General features: G+C 56.2%; 9 protein-coding genes and 1 pseudogene. 2 read left to right on the plus strand and 8 right to left on the minus strand.

What is annotated here, in order from left to right:
- Positions 1 to 68: 68 nt before the first annotated feature.
- The 6 genes and pseudogenes from narI to CU081_RS16040 all read right to left on the minus strand — a co-directional run bounded on the left by narI (position 69) and on the right by CU081_RS16040 (position 8,962).
- Positions 69 to 749 carry a respiratory nitrate reductase subunit gamma gene (gene narI / locus CU081_RS16015; RefSeq protein ID WP_003857027.1) on the minus strand — a complete coding sequence of 227 codons (681 nt, stop codon included), beginning with the start codon at positions 747 to 749 and terminating at the stop codon, positions 69 to 71.
- Positions 746 to 1,441: a nitrate reductase molybdenum cofactor assembly chaperone gene (gene narW, locus CU081_RS16020; RefSeq protein WP_022651230.1), complete on the minus strand. Its 696-nt coding sequence runs from the start codon at positions 1,439 to 1,441 to the stop codon at positions 746 to 748. Before narW ends, narI begins: the two co-directional genes overlap by 4 nt.
- Positions 1,441 to 2,985: a nitrate reductase subunit beta gene (narH, locus tag CU081_RS16025; protein WP_058647466.1), complete on the minus strand. Its 1,545-nt coding sequence runs from the start codon at positions 2,983 to 2,985 to the stop codon at positions 1,441 to 1,443. Before narH ends, narW begins: the two co-directional genes overlap by 1 nt.
- Positions 2,982 to 6,722 (minus strand): annotated as a pseudogene (locus CU081_RS16030) (nitrate reductase subunit alpha). The gene narH and the pseudogene CU081_RS16030 overlap by 4 nt, the downstream one beginning before the upstream one ends.
- 67 nt (positions 6,723 to 6,789) lie before the next feature.
- Complete coding sequence (locus CU081_RS16035; protein ID WP_003857034.1) at positions 6,790 to 8,175, minus strand: NarK family nitrate/nitrite MFS transporter; 1,386 nt, start codon at positions 8,173 to 8,175, stop codon at positions 6,790 to 6,792.
- Between the two features lie 211 nt (positions 8,176 to 8,386).
- The gene (locus CU081_RS16040) at positions 8,387 to 8,962 is read right to left on the minus strand and encodes a TetR family transcriptional regulator (RefSeq protein WP_003857036.1); all 576 of its coding nucleotides are present in this window, start codon (positions 8,960 to 8,962) and stop codon (positions 8,387 to 8,389) included.
- A gap of 116 nt (positions 8,963 to 9,078) precedes the next feature.
- Here CU081_RS16040 and CU081_RS16045 point away from each other — a divergent pair, with 116 nt between their 5' ends.
- The gene (locus CU081_RS16045; protein WP_003857038.1) at positions 9,079 to 10,569 is read left to right on the plus strand and encodes an MFS transporter; all 1,491 of its coding nucleotides are present in this window, start codon (positions 9,079 to 9,081) and stop codon (positions 10,567 to 10,569) included.
- 45 nt (positions 10,570 to 10,614) lie between these two features.
- Here CU081_RS16045 and ompC read toward each other — a convergent pair whose 3' ends face one another.
- Together ompC and yddG are read right to left on the minus strand one after the other, a co-directional pair.
- Positions 10,615 to 11,688 (minus strand): porin OmpC, encoded by a 1,074-nt coding sequence (ompC, locus tag CU081_RS16050; protein WP_003857040.1) that lies wholly within the window; start codon positions 11,686 to 11,688, stop codon positions 10,615 to 10,617.
- A gap of 627 nt (positions 11,689 to 12,315) precedes the next feature.
- A complete protein-coding gene (gene yddG / locus CU081_RS16055) occupies positions 12,316 to 13,194 on the minus strand; it encodes an aromatic amino acid DMT transporter YddG (RefSeq protein ID WP_003857042.1) in 879 nt (292 codons plus the stop codon).
- 220 nt (positions 13,195 to 13,414) lie between these two features.
- On the opposite strand from yddG, the gene fdnG reads away from it, so the two are divergent.
- Entirely contained in the window at positions 13,415 to 16,462 is a 3,048-nt protein-coding gene (fdnG, locus tag CU081_RS16065; RefSeq protein WP_086528405.1) for a formate dehydrogenase-N subunit alpha, read from the plus strand.
- Positions 16,463 to 16,466: the final 4 nt, after the last annotated feature.

The following is a 16,466-nucleotide window of genomic DNA, read 5'->3' on the forward strand; positions in this document are numbered from 1 at the left end:
CTACGCCTTACCGGGCCTACGGGAGTGTGAACGTAGGTGGAATAAGGCGTAGCCGCCACCCGACAAAATTAACGGCGCGATCTCACAACCTGATAGCGACGGGTAAAATACTCAAACGGCGCGCTCCACACGTGCACCAGGCGGGTGAACGGGAAGATAAGGAAGATCGTCATCCCCAGCACCAGATGCACGCGGAAGATCGGCGCGACGCCGCTCAGCATTTCCGACGAGCCTCCCTTGAACGTCACGATCCCCTGCGCCCAGCCGACCAGCTTCATCATCTCGCTTCCGTCAGGATACTGGGCGGAGAAAGGAATGGTCGACAGCCCAAGGATGCACTGAAGCAGCAGGATACTCATGATGATAATATCCGGCGTGGTGGACGTGGCACGTACCCGCTGGTTGAACAGGCGGCGGATCAGCAGCATAGAGCCGCCAATCAGCGTTAGCACCCCGCAAATGCCCCCCGCAATCATGGCTAACTGCTGTTTAACCGCGATGGGTAAAAACCAGGCGTACATCCAGTGCGGGGTTAACATGCCGAACAGGTGCCCGAAGAAGATCCCCAGAATGCCGATATGAAACAGGTTCGAAGCCCAGTTCATCCCGCGCTTGCTGAGCATCTGGCTCGACGAGGCGCGCCAGGTGTACTGCCCGTAGTCGTAGCGCAGCCAGCTGCCAAGGAAAAAGACGGTGGCGCAGATGTACGGATAAATGTCATAGAAAAACACGTTCAGGTAATGAGTCATTTTGGGCCTCCGGCGCTGACGTCCACGTACTGCGGCGCGACGTCCTGGCTAAAGCGTCGTTGATATTGCTGCATCGGCGAACTGTCGCACGATGTGGCGTTGTCTTCGATAAACTTGACCTGTTCCTCTTCCCACACGGCGTCCAGCGCCTGACGGGTATCATCCCGTTTTTCACCGGATACCTGTTTCGCCACGCTGTCGCTGGAAAGCCGTGTTTCCGCCAGCGACAGCAGGGCGTCAAACAGCTGGTAATGCGCGACCTCGCGCTGTTTCAGGCGGCCTCCAATCAGCGCCAGTATAGGCGCGACGTTTTGCAGCCCTTCACGTGCCTCGTCGTCGCTGACGATACTGAGATATTCCAGATAGAGCGGCAGATAGTCCGGCAGCTCGCGGCAATCCAGCTCCAGCCCGGCTTTCTCATACTGGCTCATCAGGTCGACCATCGCCTGACCGCGATCGCGTGACTCGGCGTGAACGTGCTCGAACAGCAGCAGCGACGTTGCGCGTCCCCGCTCGAAGACTTCACACCATTCGGCCTGCTTATCCAGCAGCGGGGCGCTCAGGTGCTGCTGCGCAAACGGCAGCAGCATGGGCGCATCCTGTTCCACCAGGGAAAGCGCTTCGTCACGGTTTTCCCACAGCAGCTCATCGGGATACTCAATGAGCAGCGCGATGATTTTGAGGATTTGCATTACTCTCCCTCCCCGTGATCGCGCACTTCGGTGATGTTGATCGCGTCGATGCGGCTGCTGTTGAAGAGGTTGAATTTTGTGTCGGAGCCGTGACAGCCGTCGCCGAAGGTGAAGCCGCAGCCGTTTTTCTCCGGGAAAGCGTCGCGTGCCATTTCGCGGTGGCTGGTGGGGATCACGAAGCGGTCTTCGTAGTTGGCAATCGCCAGATAGCGGTACATCTCTTCAACCTGCGCTTCGGTCAGGCCGACCTCTTCAATGGCGCGGGTATCGGTCACGCCTTCCACGGTCTGGGAGCGCTTGTAGTGACGCATTGCCATCATGCGCTTCAGGGCGCGCAGCACCGGGCCGGTATCGCCCGCGCTGAGCATGTTTGCCAGGTACTGCACCGGGATGCGCAGGCTTTCTACCGCAGGCAGTACGCCGTCGCTCTGCGGCAGACCACCCGCGTCCGCGTAGGACTGAATCGGTGACAGCGGCGGCACATACCAGACCATCGGCAGGGTGCGGTATTCCGGGTGTAGCGGCAGGGCGAGCTTCCAGTCCATCGCCATTTTGTAAACCGGGGAACGCTGCGCTGCGTCGATGACGTTCTGCGGAATACCCTGTTTCAGCGCTTCCTCAATCACCGCCGGATCGTTCGGGTTAAGGAACACGTCGCACTGGCGCTCATACAGATCGGTTTCATGCTCGGTGCTGGCCGCCTCTTCAATGCGGTCTGCGTCATACAGCAGCACCCCGAGATAGCGGATGCGTCCGACGCAGGTTTCCGAGCAGACAGTCGGCTGGCCGGACTCGATGCGTGGATAGCAGAAGATGCACTTCTCTGACTTGCCGCTTTTCCAGTTGAAGTAGATTTTTTTGTACGGACAGCCGCTAATGCACAGACGCCAGCCGCGGCATTTGTCCTGGTCGATCAGCACAATGCCGTCCTCTTCGCGTTTGTAAATCGCACCGCTCGGGCAGGTGGCGACGCAGCTCGGGTTCAGGCAGTGCTCGCACAGGCGCGGCAGGTACATCATGAAGGTGTTTTCGAACTGGCCGTACATCTCTTTCTGGATCTTCTGAAAGTTTCGATCGCGGGCGCGTTTTTCGAACTCGCCGCCCAGCAGCTCCTCCCAGTTGGGCCCCCATTTGATTTTATCCATTCGCTTGCCGTCGATCAGCGAACGTGGGCGGGCGGTGGGGAGGTGATCCCCCTCCGGGGCGCGGTGCAGATCCTGGTAATCGAAGGTGAAAGGTTCATAGTAATCGTCAATCTGCGGCAACACGGGGTTGGCGAAAATTTTCGACAGCACGCCCATTTTTCCGCCGAGGCGTGGGGTCAGCTTGCCGTGAATACCGCGGATCCAGCCGCCTTGCCACTCATCCTGATCTTCCCAGTTTATCGGATAGCCGATGCCGGGTTTGGTTTCGACGTTATTAAACCACGCGTACTCCATCCCTTCGCGCCCGGTCCAGACGTTCTTACAGGTGACCGAGCAGGTGTGGCAGCCAATGCATTTATCGAGATTCAGTACCATGCCAACCTGTGAGCGTATTTTCATTTTTTCGCCTCCTGTACCTGATCCCGACCTTCGCCGTCCAGCCAGTTAATGTTTTTCATTTTGCGGATCATGATGAACTCGTCGCGGTTCGAGCCGACGGTGCCGTAATAGTTGAAGCTGTACGCCAGCTGCGCGTAGCCGCCGATCATGTGGGTCGGTTTCGGGCAGACGCGGGTAACCGAGTTGTGGATCCCGCCGCGCCGTCCGGTTACTTCTGAACCCGGAATGTTCAGGATTCGCTCCTGAGCGTGGTACATCATGGTCATGCCCGGCGGCACGCGCTGGCTGACCACCGCGCGGGCGGTGAGGGCGCCGTTGGCGTTGAAGGCTTCAATCCAGTCATTGTCCTCAATGCCCAGCTCGCGCGCGTCGGTTTCGCTGATCCAGACGATGGGCCCGCCGCGCGACAGGGTCTGCATCAGCAGGTTTTCGCTGTAGGTGGAGTGAATGCCCCATTTCTGGTGCGGCGTCAGGAAGTTAAGCGCTTTTTCCGGGAATCCGTTCGGCGGGATTTCGCGCATATGGGTAACGCTGCGGGTGTCAATCGGTGGACGATAGGCCACCAGACTCTCCCCGAAGGCGCGCATCCAGGCGTGATCCTGATACAGCTGCTGGCGGCCGGAAATCGTGCGCCACGGGATCAGCTCGTGAACGTTGGTATAGCCTGCGTTATACGACACGTGCTCGCTCTCAAGGCCGGACCACGTCGGGCTGGAGATGATTTTGCGCGGCTGCGCCTGAATATCGCGGAAGCGGATTTTCTCGTCTTCTTTGTTCAGCGCCAGATGGGTGTGATCGCGCCCGGTCAGTTCGCCGAGGGCTTCCCAGGCTTTGACCGCGACCTGACCGTTAGTTTCCGGGGCAAGGGCGAGGATCACCTCTGAAGCATCAATGGCGGTCTCGATGCGCGGACGGCCTTTCGCCGGGCCGTCGGGCTTGACGTAGTTGAGCTTGCCGAGGAAATCGACCTCATTCTGGGTGTTCCACGATATGCCTTTTCCGCCGTTGCCGAGCGTGTCCAGCAGCGGGCCAAGCGCCGTAAAGCGCTCGTAGGTTTCCGGATAGTTGCGCTCGACGACTGCAATGTTTGGCGCGGTTTTGCCGGGGATCAGATCGCACTCGCCTTTGCGCCAGTCCAGAATATCAAAAGGCTGCGACAGCTCCCCCGGGGAGTCATGCTGTAGCGGCTGTAGCACCACGTCAGTTTCGGTGCCGAGATGTCCGACGCACACTTCAGAGAAGACTTTGGCGATGCCCTTGTAAATCTCCCAGTCGCTGCGGGACTCCCACGCCGGGTCAACGGCGGCGGAGAGCGGGTGAATAAACGGATGCATGTCCGAGGTATTCATATCGTCTTTTTCATACCAGGTGGCGGTGGGCAGGACGATATCCGAGAACAGGCAGGTGCTGGACATACGGAAATCAAGCGTCACCAGCAGATCCAGCTTGCCCTCAATGGCGGCGGTTTGCCATTCTACTTCCTCAGGCTTCACGTCGTCCGTTGAACCTAAATCCTCACCCTGAATACCGCTCTCGGTGCCAAGCAGGTATTTCAACATGTATTCATGGCCTTTCCCGGACGAACCGAGCAGGTTAGAACGCCAGACGAACAGGTTGCGCGGGTGGTTCTTGCCGTTGTCCGGCTGTTCGCAGGCGAAGCGAATATCACCCGATTTTAACGCCTGCACGGTGTAATCCTGCGGCGACATCCCGGCGGCGTCGGCGCGAGCTTTCACGTGCAGCGGGTTGAGGTTGAGCTGCGGCGCGGAAGGGAGCCAGCCCATACGCTCGGCGCGGACGTTGAAATCAATCAGATGACCGGTAAACTTCGATGCGTCTGCAAGGGGAGAAAGCAATTCCCTTGCGGTGAGCTTCTCATAGCGCCACTGGCTGGCGTGGTTGTAAAAGTACGATGTGCTGTTCATCTGGCGCGGCGGACGGTTCCAGTCCAGCGCGAAGGCCAGCGGCAGCCAGCCGGTTTGCGGGCGCAGCTTTTCCTGGCCGACATAGTGCGACCAGCCGCCGCCGCTCTGCCCGACGCAGCCGCAGAAGACCAGCATGTTGATCATCCCGCGGTAGTTCATGTCCATGTGGTACCAGTGGTTCACACCGGCCCCGAGAATGATCATCGACCGTCCGTGGGTCTTATGCGCCGTGTCGGCAAATTCACGGGCGATTTTTTCTATCAGATAAGCGGGGACGCCGGTAATTTGTTCGCCTCAGGCCGGGGTGTAGGCTTTTATCTCGGCGTAGTTTGTCGCCGCGTTACTGTCTTCCAGACCGCGATCGAGGCCGTAGTTTGCGAGCACCAGATCGTACACGCTAACCACGCGTCTCTGGCTGCCGTCGGCCAGCGTCAGGGTTTTACTCGGTACTCGGCGCGTCAGCACCGGCTCCTGCTTCACGCTGCGGAAATGCGGGTTCTCGTTGCCCCCGAAGTAAGGGAAGGCCACGTCTGCCACGCTGTCGTGGGTGATGAGCAGGGAAAGCGTCAGCTCGGTTTCCTGTCCCGCGGCCAGCGACTCCAGGTTCCATTTGCCTTTTTCACCCCAGCGGAAGCCGATGGAACCATTCGGCGCCACCAGATTTCCGGCCACGTCAAAGGCGATGGTTTTCCACTCCGGATTATTGGTTTCACCCAGCCCGTCGGCCAGATCCGATGCACGCAGCATGCGGCCCGGCACCACGAGACCGTCAGCCTGTTCATCCAGCAGAACCAGCATCGGCATGTCGGTGTAGCGGCGGCAATAGTTGAGGAAGTAATCGCTCGGGTTATCAAGATGGAACTCTTTGAGGATCACATGCCCCATCGCCATGGCAAGGGCGCTGTCGGTACCCTGTTTGGGGGCCAGCCATTGGTCGCTGAGCTTTGCCACCTCCGAGAAGTCCGGCGTAATGGCGACGGTCTTGGTGCCTTTGTAACGCACTTCGGTAAAGAAGTGGGCGTCCGGGGTGCGCGTCTGCGGCACGTTCGAGCCCCAGGCAATGATATAGCTGGAGTTGTACCAATCCGCCGATTCCGGCACGTCGGTCTGTTCGCCCCAGGTCATCGGCGACGCCGGAGGCAGATCGCAATACCAGTCATAGAAGCTCAGGCAGGTGCCGCCGAGCAGGGAGAGATAGCGCGTACCGGCGGCATAAGAGACCATCGACATGGCCGGGATGGGGGAAAAACCGGCTACCCGATCCGGGCCGTAGTTTTTGATGGTCCAGACGTTGGCGGCAGCAATCAGCTGGTTAAGCTCTTTCCAGTTTGAGCGGATAAAACCGCCTTTACCCCGCGCCTTCCTGTAGCTCTGCGCTTTCTGCGGATCGTTCTGAATGGCGTCCCAGGCCAGCACCGGATCGGTATGCTGCGCCAGCGCCTCGCGCCAGAGTTCGATCAGCCGACGGCGCACCAGCGGGTATTTCAGGCGGTTGGCGCTGTAGAGATACCAGGAGTAGCTTGCGCCGCGCGGGCAGCCGCGTGGTTCGTGGTTAGGCAGGTCAGGGCGGGTACGCGGGTAGTCGGTCTGCTGGGTTTCCCAGGTCACCAGGCCATTTTTGACATAAATCTTCCAGCTACAGGAGCCGGTGCAGTTAACGCCGTGGGTGGATCGCACAATTTTATCGAACTGCCAGCGTTGACGGTAGCTGTCCTCCCAGTCGCGGTTGGTGTGGTACACCTGCCCGTGCCCATCGGCGAAACTGTCGCCTTTTGTTTTGAAGTAACGGAAGCGGTCCAACAGTTTGCTCATGACATTTCTCCTGCTTCGATAGCATGGCCGGAGGGTGAGGCATCACGCTCCGGCGAAGATGTAGTTATTATTTTTGTGAGGATTTGCGGCCGTACACCAGCCAGGTGACGAGCACGCAGACGATGTAAAACACGAGGAAGACTTTCATGGCGCCCACCGGGGATCCGGTCATCGCCAGGGATGTGCCAAAGGCTTTGGGAATAAAGAACCCGCCTACCGCACCGATGGCAGAGATAAAGCCCAGCGCGGCAGCCGTTTCGGTCACCGCTTCATGCTGTGCCTGTTCGTCGCTCCCGCCCTGTTTTTTTACGCGGTCGAGGGTGATTTGGCGAAAGATAATCGCGATCATCTGGAAGGTCGAGCCGCTGCCCAGGCCTGCGGTCAGAAACAGACCCATAAAGACCAGATAGAAGGCGATAAAACTGCCTGAACCAGACCCGGGGAGTGTCAGGAAAATCAGGGCGCTAAAGATGGCCATAAAGACGAAGTTGATCAGCGTCACCCGTACGCCGCCCAGCCTGTCTGAAATCATCCCGCCAGCCGAACGCGCCAGGGCGCCAATCAGCGGGCCAAAGAAGGCGAGGTGGAGGATATTTACGTCCGGAAACTGGGTTTTCGACAGCATGGCAAAGCCTGCCGAGAAACCGATAAACGAGCCGAAGGTTGCCAGATAAAGCAGGCTCAGCAGCCAGAGGTGAAAGCGCTTAAGTACCGGAAGCTGGCTGGCAATGGATGCTTTCGAGCTGGCGATGTCGTTCATGCCAAAAAACGCCGCAAGGGTGGCCAGAATCAGCAGCGGCGCCCAGATCCACGCCGCGTTCGCCAGCCACATCGTCGAGCCATCCTCCTGGGGGACGCCATGAACGCCGAGAAAGGTAAACATCGGCAGGAAAATCACCAGCGGCGCAACCAGCTGCATCACGCTCACACCCAGGTTACCCAGCCCGCCGTTAATGCCCAGCGCGCTGCCCTGTCTGGCTTTCGGGAAGAAGAAACTGATGTTTCCCATGCTGGAAGCGAAGTTGGCGCCGGCAAAACCGCACAGCAGTGCGATGATGATAAAGACCCAGTAAGGCGTGGCGGTATTCTGGATGGCGATCCCAAGCCAGACACAGGGTACGACCAGGATAACGGTGCTTAACACGGTCCAGTAACGCCCGCCAAATATCGGCACCATAAAAGAGTAGGGGACACGCAATATCGCGCCGGAGAGAGAAGGTAATGCCGTTAGCATAAAAAGCTGATCGGTGCTGAAATTAAATCCGACCTTATTAAGGTTTACCGCAATAGCGCTAAACAACATCCAGACACAAAACGCGAGAAGCAAACACGCCACGGAAATCCACAGGTTTCTTCGTGCGATATGTTTCCCTTTATTCTCCCAAAATTGCGCATTTTCCGGTTTCCAGTTACTCAACAGATGCTGGTTACTCTTCTCGCTTTGATGTGACATATCACCCTCTTGCTTACCCAAGTGGAGAGAAAAAATTAAATAAAAACAGAAAGATACCTGTCGATAGCTTGTAGGAATTATTGGATGTTATGGGATACATCTGAAAGGATAGATAAAAAAGCGAATCCCTGAGTTTGGAATGGGAATCTGGGTTCGCTTTATGTGTTACTAATTGTAACTTTTTGCGGAAATTAATACCCCGATGGGAGTATTAAAACAATTCGAGGGAGATAAGTTTATCCAGATGCTTATTAAAGGCCGCGTCGTCCATTTCAGGCATATTTAATACGTATATGCCATCCAGGCCACATACCAGACCAATTAAACGCCAGGCGATATTTTCCGGCTGGTCAGCAAGCGTAAAGGCGTTGGCCTCCGCCCCGGCCCTGATAATCGCAACCGTTTCCTGGTGCCACATCTCCATAGTCAAAACGTAGGCGCCTTTAATATCGCTATCCCGGCTGGCGAGAATTTGCGCCTCTCGCCACAGCCGAATGTAGGGCTCAAACCCGCCGTCATCGCTGCCGAGCATGGCATGCAGGCGCTCGCGCCAGCCAGCGTTTTCGCCAACGATTTCAGCATCCAGCAAATCGCGGATTAGCCGGACAAACGCCAGCGACTTAAGCTCGCCCGCCGACGCAAAGTGGTGATGCAACTGCCCGGTGGCGACGCCCGCTTCGGTGGCGATGCGGCGCACGGTCATTGCAGCGAATCCTTCGGTCAGCGCCACGCGCATCGCGGCCTGGAGGATCTCTTCCCGCCGCTCGTCCTTGCTCAGATAACGCATAATTTCTCACTCTCAATGGCAACGAAACGAGTGTAACAAAGAGCTGGACAAGTGTTCAACTTTACGTAGGATCGCAATCTGGACATGTGTCCAGTTTTTAACTGAAAAGGAAATTTATGTTTCGTCAGTGGTTAGCGTTAGTGATTATCGTGCTGGTATATATCCCGGTGGCGATTGACGCGACGGTGCTGCACGTGGCGGCACCAACATTGAGCATGACGCTGGGTGCCAGCGGCAACGAATTGCTGTGGATTATTGATATTTACTCGCTGGTGATGGCGGGGATGGTGCTGCCGATGGGCGCGCTGGGCGATCGCATAGGTTTTAAGCGCCTGCTGATGATCGGCAGCGTGCTGTTTGGCCTGTCATCGTTAGCGGCGGCTTTTGCGCCGTCCGCGGGCTGGCTGATTGCCGCCCGCGCGTCGCTGGCGATAGGCGCGGCGATGATTATTCCGGCTACGCTTGCAGGGATCCGCACGCTGTTTATTGATGCGCGGCACCGTAATATCGCCCTCGGCGTCTGGGCTGCCGTTGGGTCGGGCGGCGCGGCGTTTGGCCCGCTGATTGGCGGCATGCTGCTGGAGCACTTTTACTGGGGTTCGGTGTTCCTGATTAATGTGCCGATCGTGCTGATGGTGGTTTCGCTTGCTGCGCGCTTTGTGCCTGCTCAGCAGGGGCGGCCCGAGCAGCCGCTCAATATCAGCCATGCCATTATGCTAATTGTGGCGATTTTACTGCTGGTCTATAGCGCCAAAACCGCCCTGAAAGGGGTGCTGTCGCCGTGGATGGTGACCATTACGCTGCTTACCGGGGCGGTGATGCTGTTTATCTTCGTCCGTATCCAGCTGCGCGCGCGCGTACCGATGATCGACATGCGTCTGTTTTGCCATCGCATTATTTTAAGCGGCGTGGTCATGGCGATGACCGCCATGATTGCGCTGGTGGGCTTTGAACTGCTGATGGCGCAGGAGTTGCAGTTTGTGCATGGTTTTACGCCGTTTGAAGCAGGGATATTTATGCTGCCGGTGATGGTGGCGAGCGGATTTAGCGGGCCGATCGCGGGCGTGCTGGTCGGGCGTCTGGGGCTGCGCATTGTCGCGGCCGGAGGCATGGGGCTAAGCGCAGTCAGTTTTATCGGCCTGTCGATGCTTGATTTCAGCACCCAACAGTGGCAGGCGTGGAGCCTGATGGTGCTGTTGGGCTTCAGTGCCGCCAGCGCACTGCTGGCATCGACGTCAGCGATCATGGCTGCCGCGCCGAAAGAGAAAGCGGCCGCCGCAGGCGCGATCGAAACCATGTCCTACGAGCTGGGCGCTGGTCTGGGGATCGCCATTTTCGGTTTGCTGTTAACCCGCAGCTTTTCGGCGTCTATTGTACTGCCGCAGGGGCTGAGCGCGTCGCTGACCGATAAAGCCTCGTCGTCCATCGGTGAAGCGATGAAGGTGGCGCAGGAGCTGACGCCGTCGCTGGCCGAGCCGGTGATGACGGCGGCGAAAACTGCGTTCATCACCTCGCACAGCGTGGCCCTGGGCAGTGCGGGAGGCATGCTGCTGATTCTGGCGGTCGGGATCTGGTTTAGTCTGGCGAAGGTCGGAGGGCAGCAGTAATAAAAAAGGCCAGCCGCGAGGGCTGGCCTTTTGAACTAACAGATCTTAGAACTGGTAGGTCAGACCCACAGCCACGATGTTGTCGGTAGCCACTTTGGCATCTTTGGTGAACTGGCTGTCATCCACGAGGTTGATTTTGTAATCAACGTAGGTGGACATGTTTTTGTTGAAGTAGTAGCTCGCGCCAACGTCAACGTATTCAACCAGATCCTGGTCGCCATAAGAACCGATGTCTTTACCTTTGGATTTCAGGTAAGCGATGGATGGACGCAGACCGAAGTCGAACTGGTACTGCGCCACAACTTCGAAGTTCTGCGCTTTGTTGGCAACGTGACCGTTACCGAACGCCGTCATGTTGCGGGTTTCAGAGTAGGTGGTTGCCAGGTAGATGTTGTTCGCATCGTACTTCAGGCCAGCAGCCCACACTTCTGCGTTTTCGCCACCGGCGTTCAGGTTGCTTGCAGCACGAACCTGACGGTCAGTACGGTCAGATTTCGCGTAGGTCGCACCCACACCGAAGCCGTCGAATTCATAGGTAGAAGACAGACCCCAGCCGTCACCGTTGGATTCGGTGATCTCTGAACGGTCGTTTTTACCCTGGTACTGAGCAGCCACGTTCAGGCCGTCAACCAGACCAAAGAAGTCGGTGTTACGGTAGGTTGCAACGCCAGTGGTACGGCCGGTCATGAAGCCATCAGTCTGCGTCCAGGTATCGCCACCGAACTCTGGCAGAACGTCAGTCCATGCGCCGATGTCATAAGCCACACCGTAGTTACGACCGTAGTCGAAGGAACCGAATTCATCGAATTTCAGACCAGCGTAGGCCAGACGGGTTTTGTTGCCGTCGGAACCCTGAGCTTCGGAGCGATTGCCCTTGAACTCATATTCCCACTGGCCGTATCCGGTCAGCTGATCGTTGATCTGAGTTTCACCTTTGAAGCCCAGACGAACATACGTTTTGTCGCCGTCGCTACCAGCATCATCAGAAAAATAGTGCAGACCAGTAACTTTGCCGTACAGATCCAGTTTGTTACCGTCTTTGTTAAAAACTTCAGCCGCGTTAACAACGCCAGCTGCCAACATGGAAGTCACTGCCACTGCAACTAATTTAAGTTTCATCTTAAATAATCCTTATAATTTTATTTAGGTATTTCCTAAGCCACCTGAGCGATTTTTAAACGAGGCTTATCGTCAATGGCAGACTATTTTTAAAATTCCGTAGACTGCTTTCAATAATAAGTTTCAAAATATTAAAGATAATTTCAATTAGTGTGATCCCGATCGGGTAAATTGCCCTTAAATCGCTCAATCAGGTTAATATATAGACATAAATTGATTATTAACAAAGCACGATAATATGGCTGTAAATAATTTCTGGACGTTTTAGTTTTTCTGGGGAATTAAAGGAATTTGACAGAGAGTATCAACGTGTGGGGCGCGATAACATATTATAAAACAGCGGATTATGAATTTTCCGGTGAGCCAGTGTCTGTTTTCTAAGTGAAATATTCAGAAATAAACTATTGCACTTTGTGCTATATAGCGCGGTAATATTGGCGCTGAACTAATTACCTGTGTTGTCAGTTTATGTCAACTTCCACAACGGCTCTGGCTATCTGTGGGCATTCTATACAGAAATTTTAGTTGTCTCGAATGTTACCAATTATATTCGAGGGTGTGATCACGCATTAAATAATTGTTAATTTTGTGCCGGGCATATTGGGTACCCGGCAAAAAATAAAAATACTATTTGCGCGTGGCATACCAGCACAGTAACGATCCGGCGCACACCATTAATGCCCCTTGCCAGAATGAGAATGAAAGCGTAGAGCTCAGCACAATAGCCGCCAGCGCGGCGGAAAGAACGGGCGTGAAATAAGAGACAGCCGCAAGCACCGTGACGTTACCGTGAAGAATACCGATATTCCAGGCGGCGTAGCCAAAGCCAAGCGCAACCCCACACATCAATAGCTTCACCACAACCGGGACGCTGAACACCATTTCGGGCTGATCGCTGACGGCATATTTGACCCACAGGCTCAGGGCGGTCAGCAGGACGAAAAGGGTAATGCCATTTTGCCCTTTGGCATACTTGCTGGTGACGGTGCAGTAGGCGGCCCAGATAAAAGCGCCAGCAAACGCCAGCCCATAACTCAGCGGACTTGAAACGACGTTCTGCATGATGTCATTCAGTTGCAGACCGTTTTCGCCACCTAAAACCCAGCACACCCCCAACAGCGAGATGAGAAGCCCAGGGATGACCCACAGGGTGGATTTTTGCCCGTTGAACAAAATCGCGAAGGCAATCGTCAGGCTTGGCCACAGATAATTGACCATACCGACTTCAATCGCCTGTGAGCGCGTCGCGGCATATCCCAGCGACAGGGCCAGGCACATCTCATAGCTGACAAACAGGATGCTGCCCGCAAGAAGATAGCGCCTGGAAAAACGCCGAAGATCGGGAAAACCCACCGTTACCAGACACAGCAGCCCGCTGACGGTGTAAATCATCGCCGCGCCGCCCACCGGGCCCAGTCCTTCACTGACGCTGCGGATGAGACCCACCATGGTGCTCCACAGCAATATGGCCGCCAGGCCTGTCAGCGTTGCTCTTTTTCTGTCCATTACCCTGCCAGTCTTCAAAAAATCAAAGGGAAAACTTATAGCATCTATCCGCTACACCTGGCGAATTTTCTACTGGGGAGATACCCCGAAAAGAGTAGCAAATCGTACCAGCGGTGACTATTTGGGGGGCTAAGTATAGCGACCTTGATTTGACGCAATAAAAAAAGGGGCTTTGCTGTTAGTTTGCCGCGCGAAGTCTTATCAGATAAAGAGGACAACAATGGACGTCAGCCGCAGACAATTTTTTAAAATCTGCGCGGGCGGTATGGCCGGAACAACAGCCGCGATGCTGGGATTCGCTCCCAAAATGGCGCTGGCTCAGGCACGCAACTATAAACTGCTGCGCGCGAAAGAGATCCGTAACACCTGCACATACTGCTCCGTGGGTTGTGGGCTATTAATGTATAGCCTGGGTGATGGCGCGAAGAACGCCAAAGAAGCGATTTATCATATTGAAGGGGACCCGGACCATCCGGTGAGCCGCGGGGCGCTTTGCCCGAAAGGGGCGGGGCTGCTGGACTACGTCCACAGTGAAAACCGTCTGCGCTACCCGGAATATCGTGCGCCGGGGTCTGACAAATGGCAGCGTATCTCCTGGGACGACGCTTTCTCCCGAATTGCAAAACTGATGAAAGCGGATCGCGACGCCAATTTTATTGAGAAGAACGAGCAGGGCATCACGGTAAACCGCTGGACCTCCACCGGGATGCTGTGTGCCTCTGCGGCAAGTAATGAGACCGGCATGCTGACGCAAAAATTTGTGCGCTCCCTCGGCATGCTGGCGGTTGATAACCAGGCGCGCGTCTGACACGGACCAACGGTAGCAAGTCTTGCTCCAACATTTGGTCGCGGTGCGATGACCAACCACTGGGTTGATATCAAAAACGCAAACGTCGTGGTGGTTATGGGCGGTAACGCCGCTGAAGCCCATCCGGTGGGGTTCCGCTGGGCGATGGAAGCGAAAAACAACAACGATGCGACGCTGATTGTCGTCGATCCACGCTTTACGCGTACGGCATCGGTGGCTGATATCTATGCGCCGATCCGCTCCGGTACGGATATTACGTTCCTTTCCGGCGTGCTGTTGTACCTGATCGAAAACAATAAGATTAACGCGGAATACGTTAAGCATTACACCAATGCCAGCCTGCTGGTGCGGGAAGATTTCGCCTTCGAAGATGGTCTGTTCAGCGGCTATGACGCCGAGAAACGTCAGTACGATAAATCATCCTGGAACTATCAGTTCGACGAAAACGGCTACGCGAAACGCGATGAGACCCTGAGCGATCCGCGCTGCGTGTGGAACTTGCTGAAACAGCACGTTTCCCGCTATACGCCGGACGTGGTGGAAAACATCTGCGGTACGCCGAAAGCGGACTTCCTGAAAGTGTGTGAAGTGCTGGCCTCCACCAGTGCCGCCGACAGAACCACTACTTTCCTGTACGCGCTGGGCTGGACGCAGCATACCGTGGGCGCGCAAAACATTCGCACCATGGCGATGATCCAGCTGCTGCTCGGCAACATGGGGATGGCCGGTGGCGGCGTGAACGCCCTGCGCGGGCACTCTAACATTCAGGGCTTAACTGACCTAGGCCTGCTGTCGACCAGCCTGCCGGGTTACCTGACCCTGCCGTCCGAGAAGCAGACCGACTGGCAAAGCTGGCTTGACGCCAACACGCCAAAAGCGACGCGTCCGGACCAGGTGAACTACTGGAGTAACTATCCAAAGTTTGCCGTCAGTCTGATGAAATCGTTCTACGGCGACGCGGCGCAGAAAGAGAATGACTGGGGCTTTGAGTGGTTGCCGAAATGGGACCAGGCTTACGATGTCATCAAGTATTTCAATATGATGGATAAGGGCGACGTCACGGGGTATATCTGCCAGGGCTTTAACCCGGTGGCGTCATTCCCGGATAAAAACAAAGTCGTTCGCAGCCTGAGCAAGCTGAAGTACATGGTGGTTATCGATCCGCTGGTCACCGAAACGTCTACGTTCTGGCAGAACCACGGTGAATCAAACGATGTCGATCCGGCATCCATTCAGACCGAGGTGTTCCGCCTGCCATCGACCTGTTTTGCGGAAGAGGACGGTTCTATTGCCAACTCTGGCCGCTGGCTACAGTGGCACTGGAAAGGTCAGGATGCGCCAGGTGAAGCGCGTAATGACGGCGAAATTCTGGCCGGGATTTACCATCGTCTGCGCGAGATGTACCGCACAGAAGGCGGCAAAGGCGCTGAGCCGCTTCTGAAGATGAGCTGGAACTACAAGCAGCCGGATCATCCTGAGTCCGAAGAGGTGGCAAAAGAGAACAACGGTGTGGCGCTGGCCGACCTGTACGATGCCAACGGCAATCTGGTGGCGAAGAAAGGCCAGTTGCTCAATAGCTTCGCGCTGTTGCGTGACGACGGTACCACCGCCTCGTCCTGCTGGATCTACACCGGCAGCTGGACTGAGCAGGGTAACCAGATGGCCAACCGCGATAACGCCGATCCGTCAGGCCTGGGTAACACCCTGGGCTGGGCATGGGCGTGGCCGTTAAACCGCCGCGTACTGTACAACCGTGCCTCCGCAGACGTGAACGGTAAGCCGTGGGATCCGAAACGCATGCTGATCGAGTGGAACGGCACGAAGTGGACGGGGAACGATATCCCGGACTTCAACACCGCCGCGCCGGGTAGCAACACCGGGCCGTTTATCATGCAGCCGGAAGGGCTGGGACGTCTGTTTGCTATCGACAAACTGGCGGAAGGGCCGTTCCCTGAACACTACGAGCCGATGGAAACGCCGCTCGGCACTAACCCGTTGCACCCGAACGTGGTGTCAAGCCCGGTGGTACGCATCTACGAAGACGACGTGCTGCGTTTAGGTAAAAAAGACAAGTTCCCGTATGTCGGCACTACTTACCGCCTGACCGAGCATTTCCATACCTGGACCAAGCACGCGCGGCTTAACGCCATCGCGCAGCCGGAACAGTTTGTGGAGATAAGCGAAACCCTGGCGAAGGCGAAAGGCATTGCCAATGGCGATCGCGTGAAGGTCAGCAGCAAGCGCGGCTTTATTCGCGCGGTGGCGGTGGTCACCCGTCGTCTGCAAACGCTGAACGTGCACGGCCAGCAGGTGGAAACGGTGGGCATACCACTGCACTGGGGCTTTGAAGGGGTAGCGCAGAAAGGCTACATCGCCAATACCCTGACGCCAAACGTCGGCGATTCCAACTCGCAAACGCCGGAGTATAAAGCGTTTCTGGTCAACATCGAGAAAGCGTAAGGAG

Source organism: Enterobacter sp. CRENT-193 (genome assembly GCF_002787395.1).
In the GTDB taxonomy this organism is placed as follows: domain Bacteria; phylum Pseudomonadota; class Gammaproteobacteria; order Enterobacterales; family Enterobacteriaceae; genus Enterobacter; species Enterobacter hormaechei_C.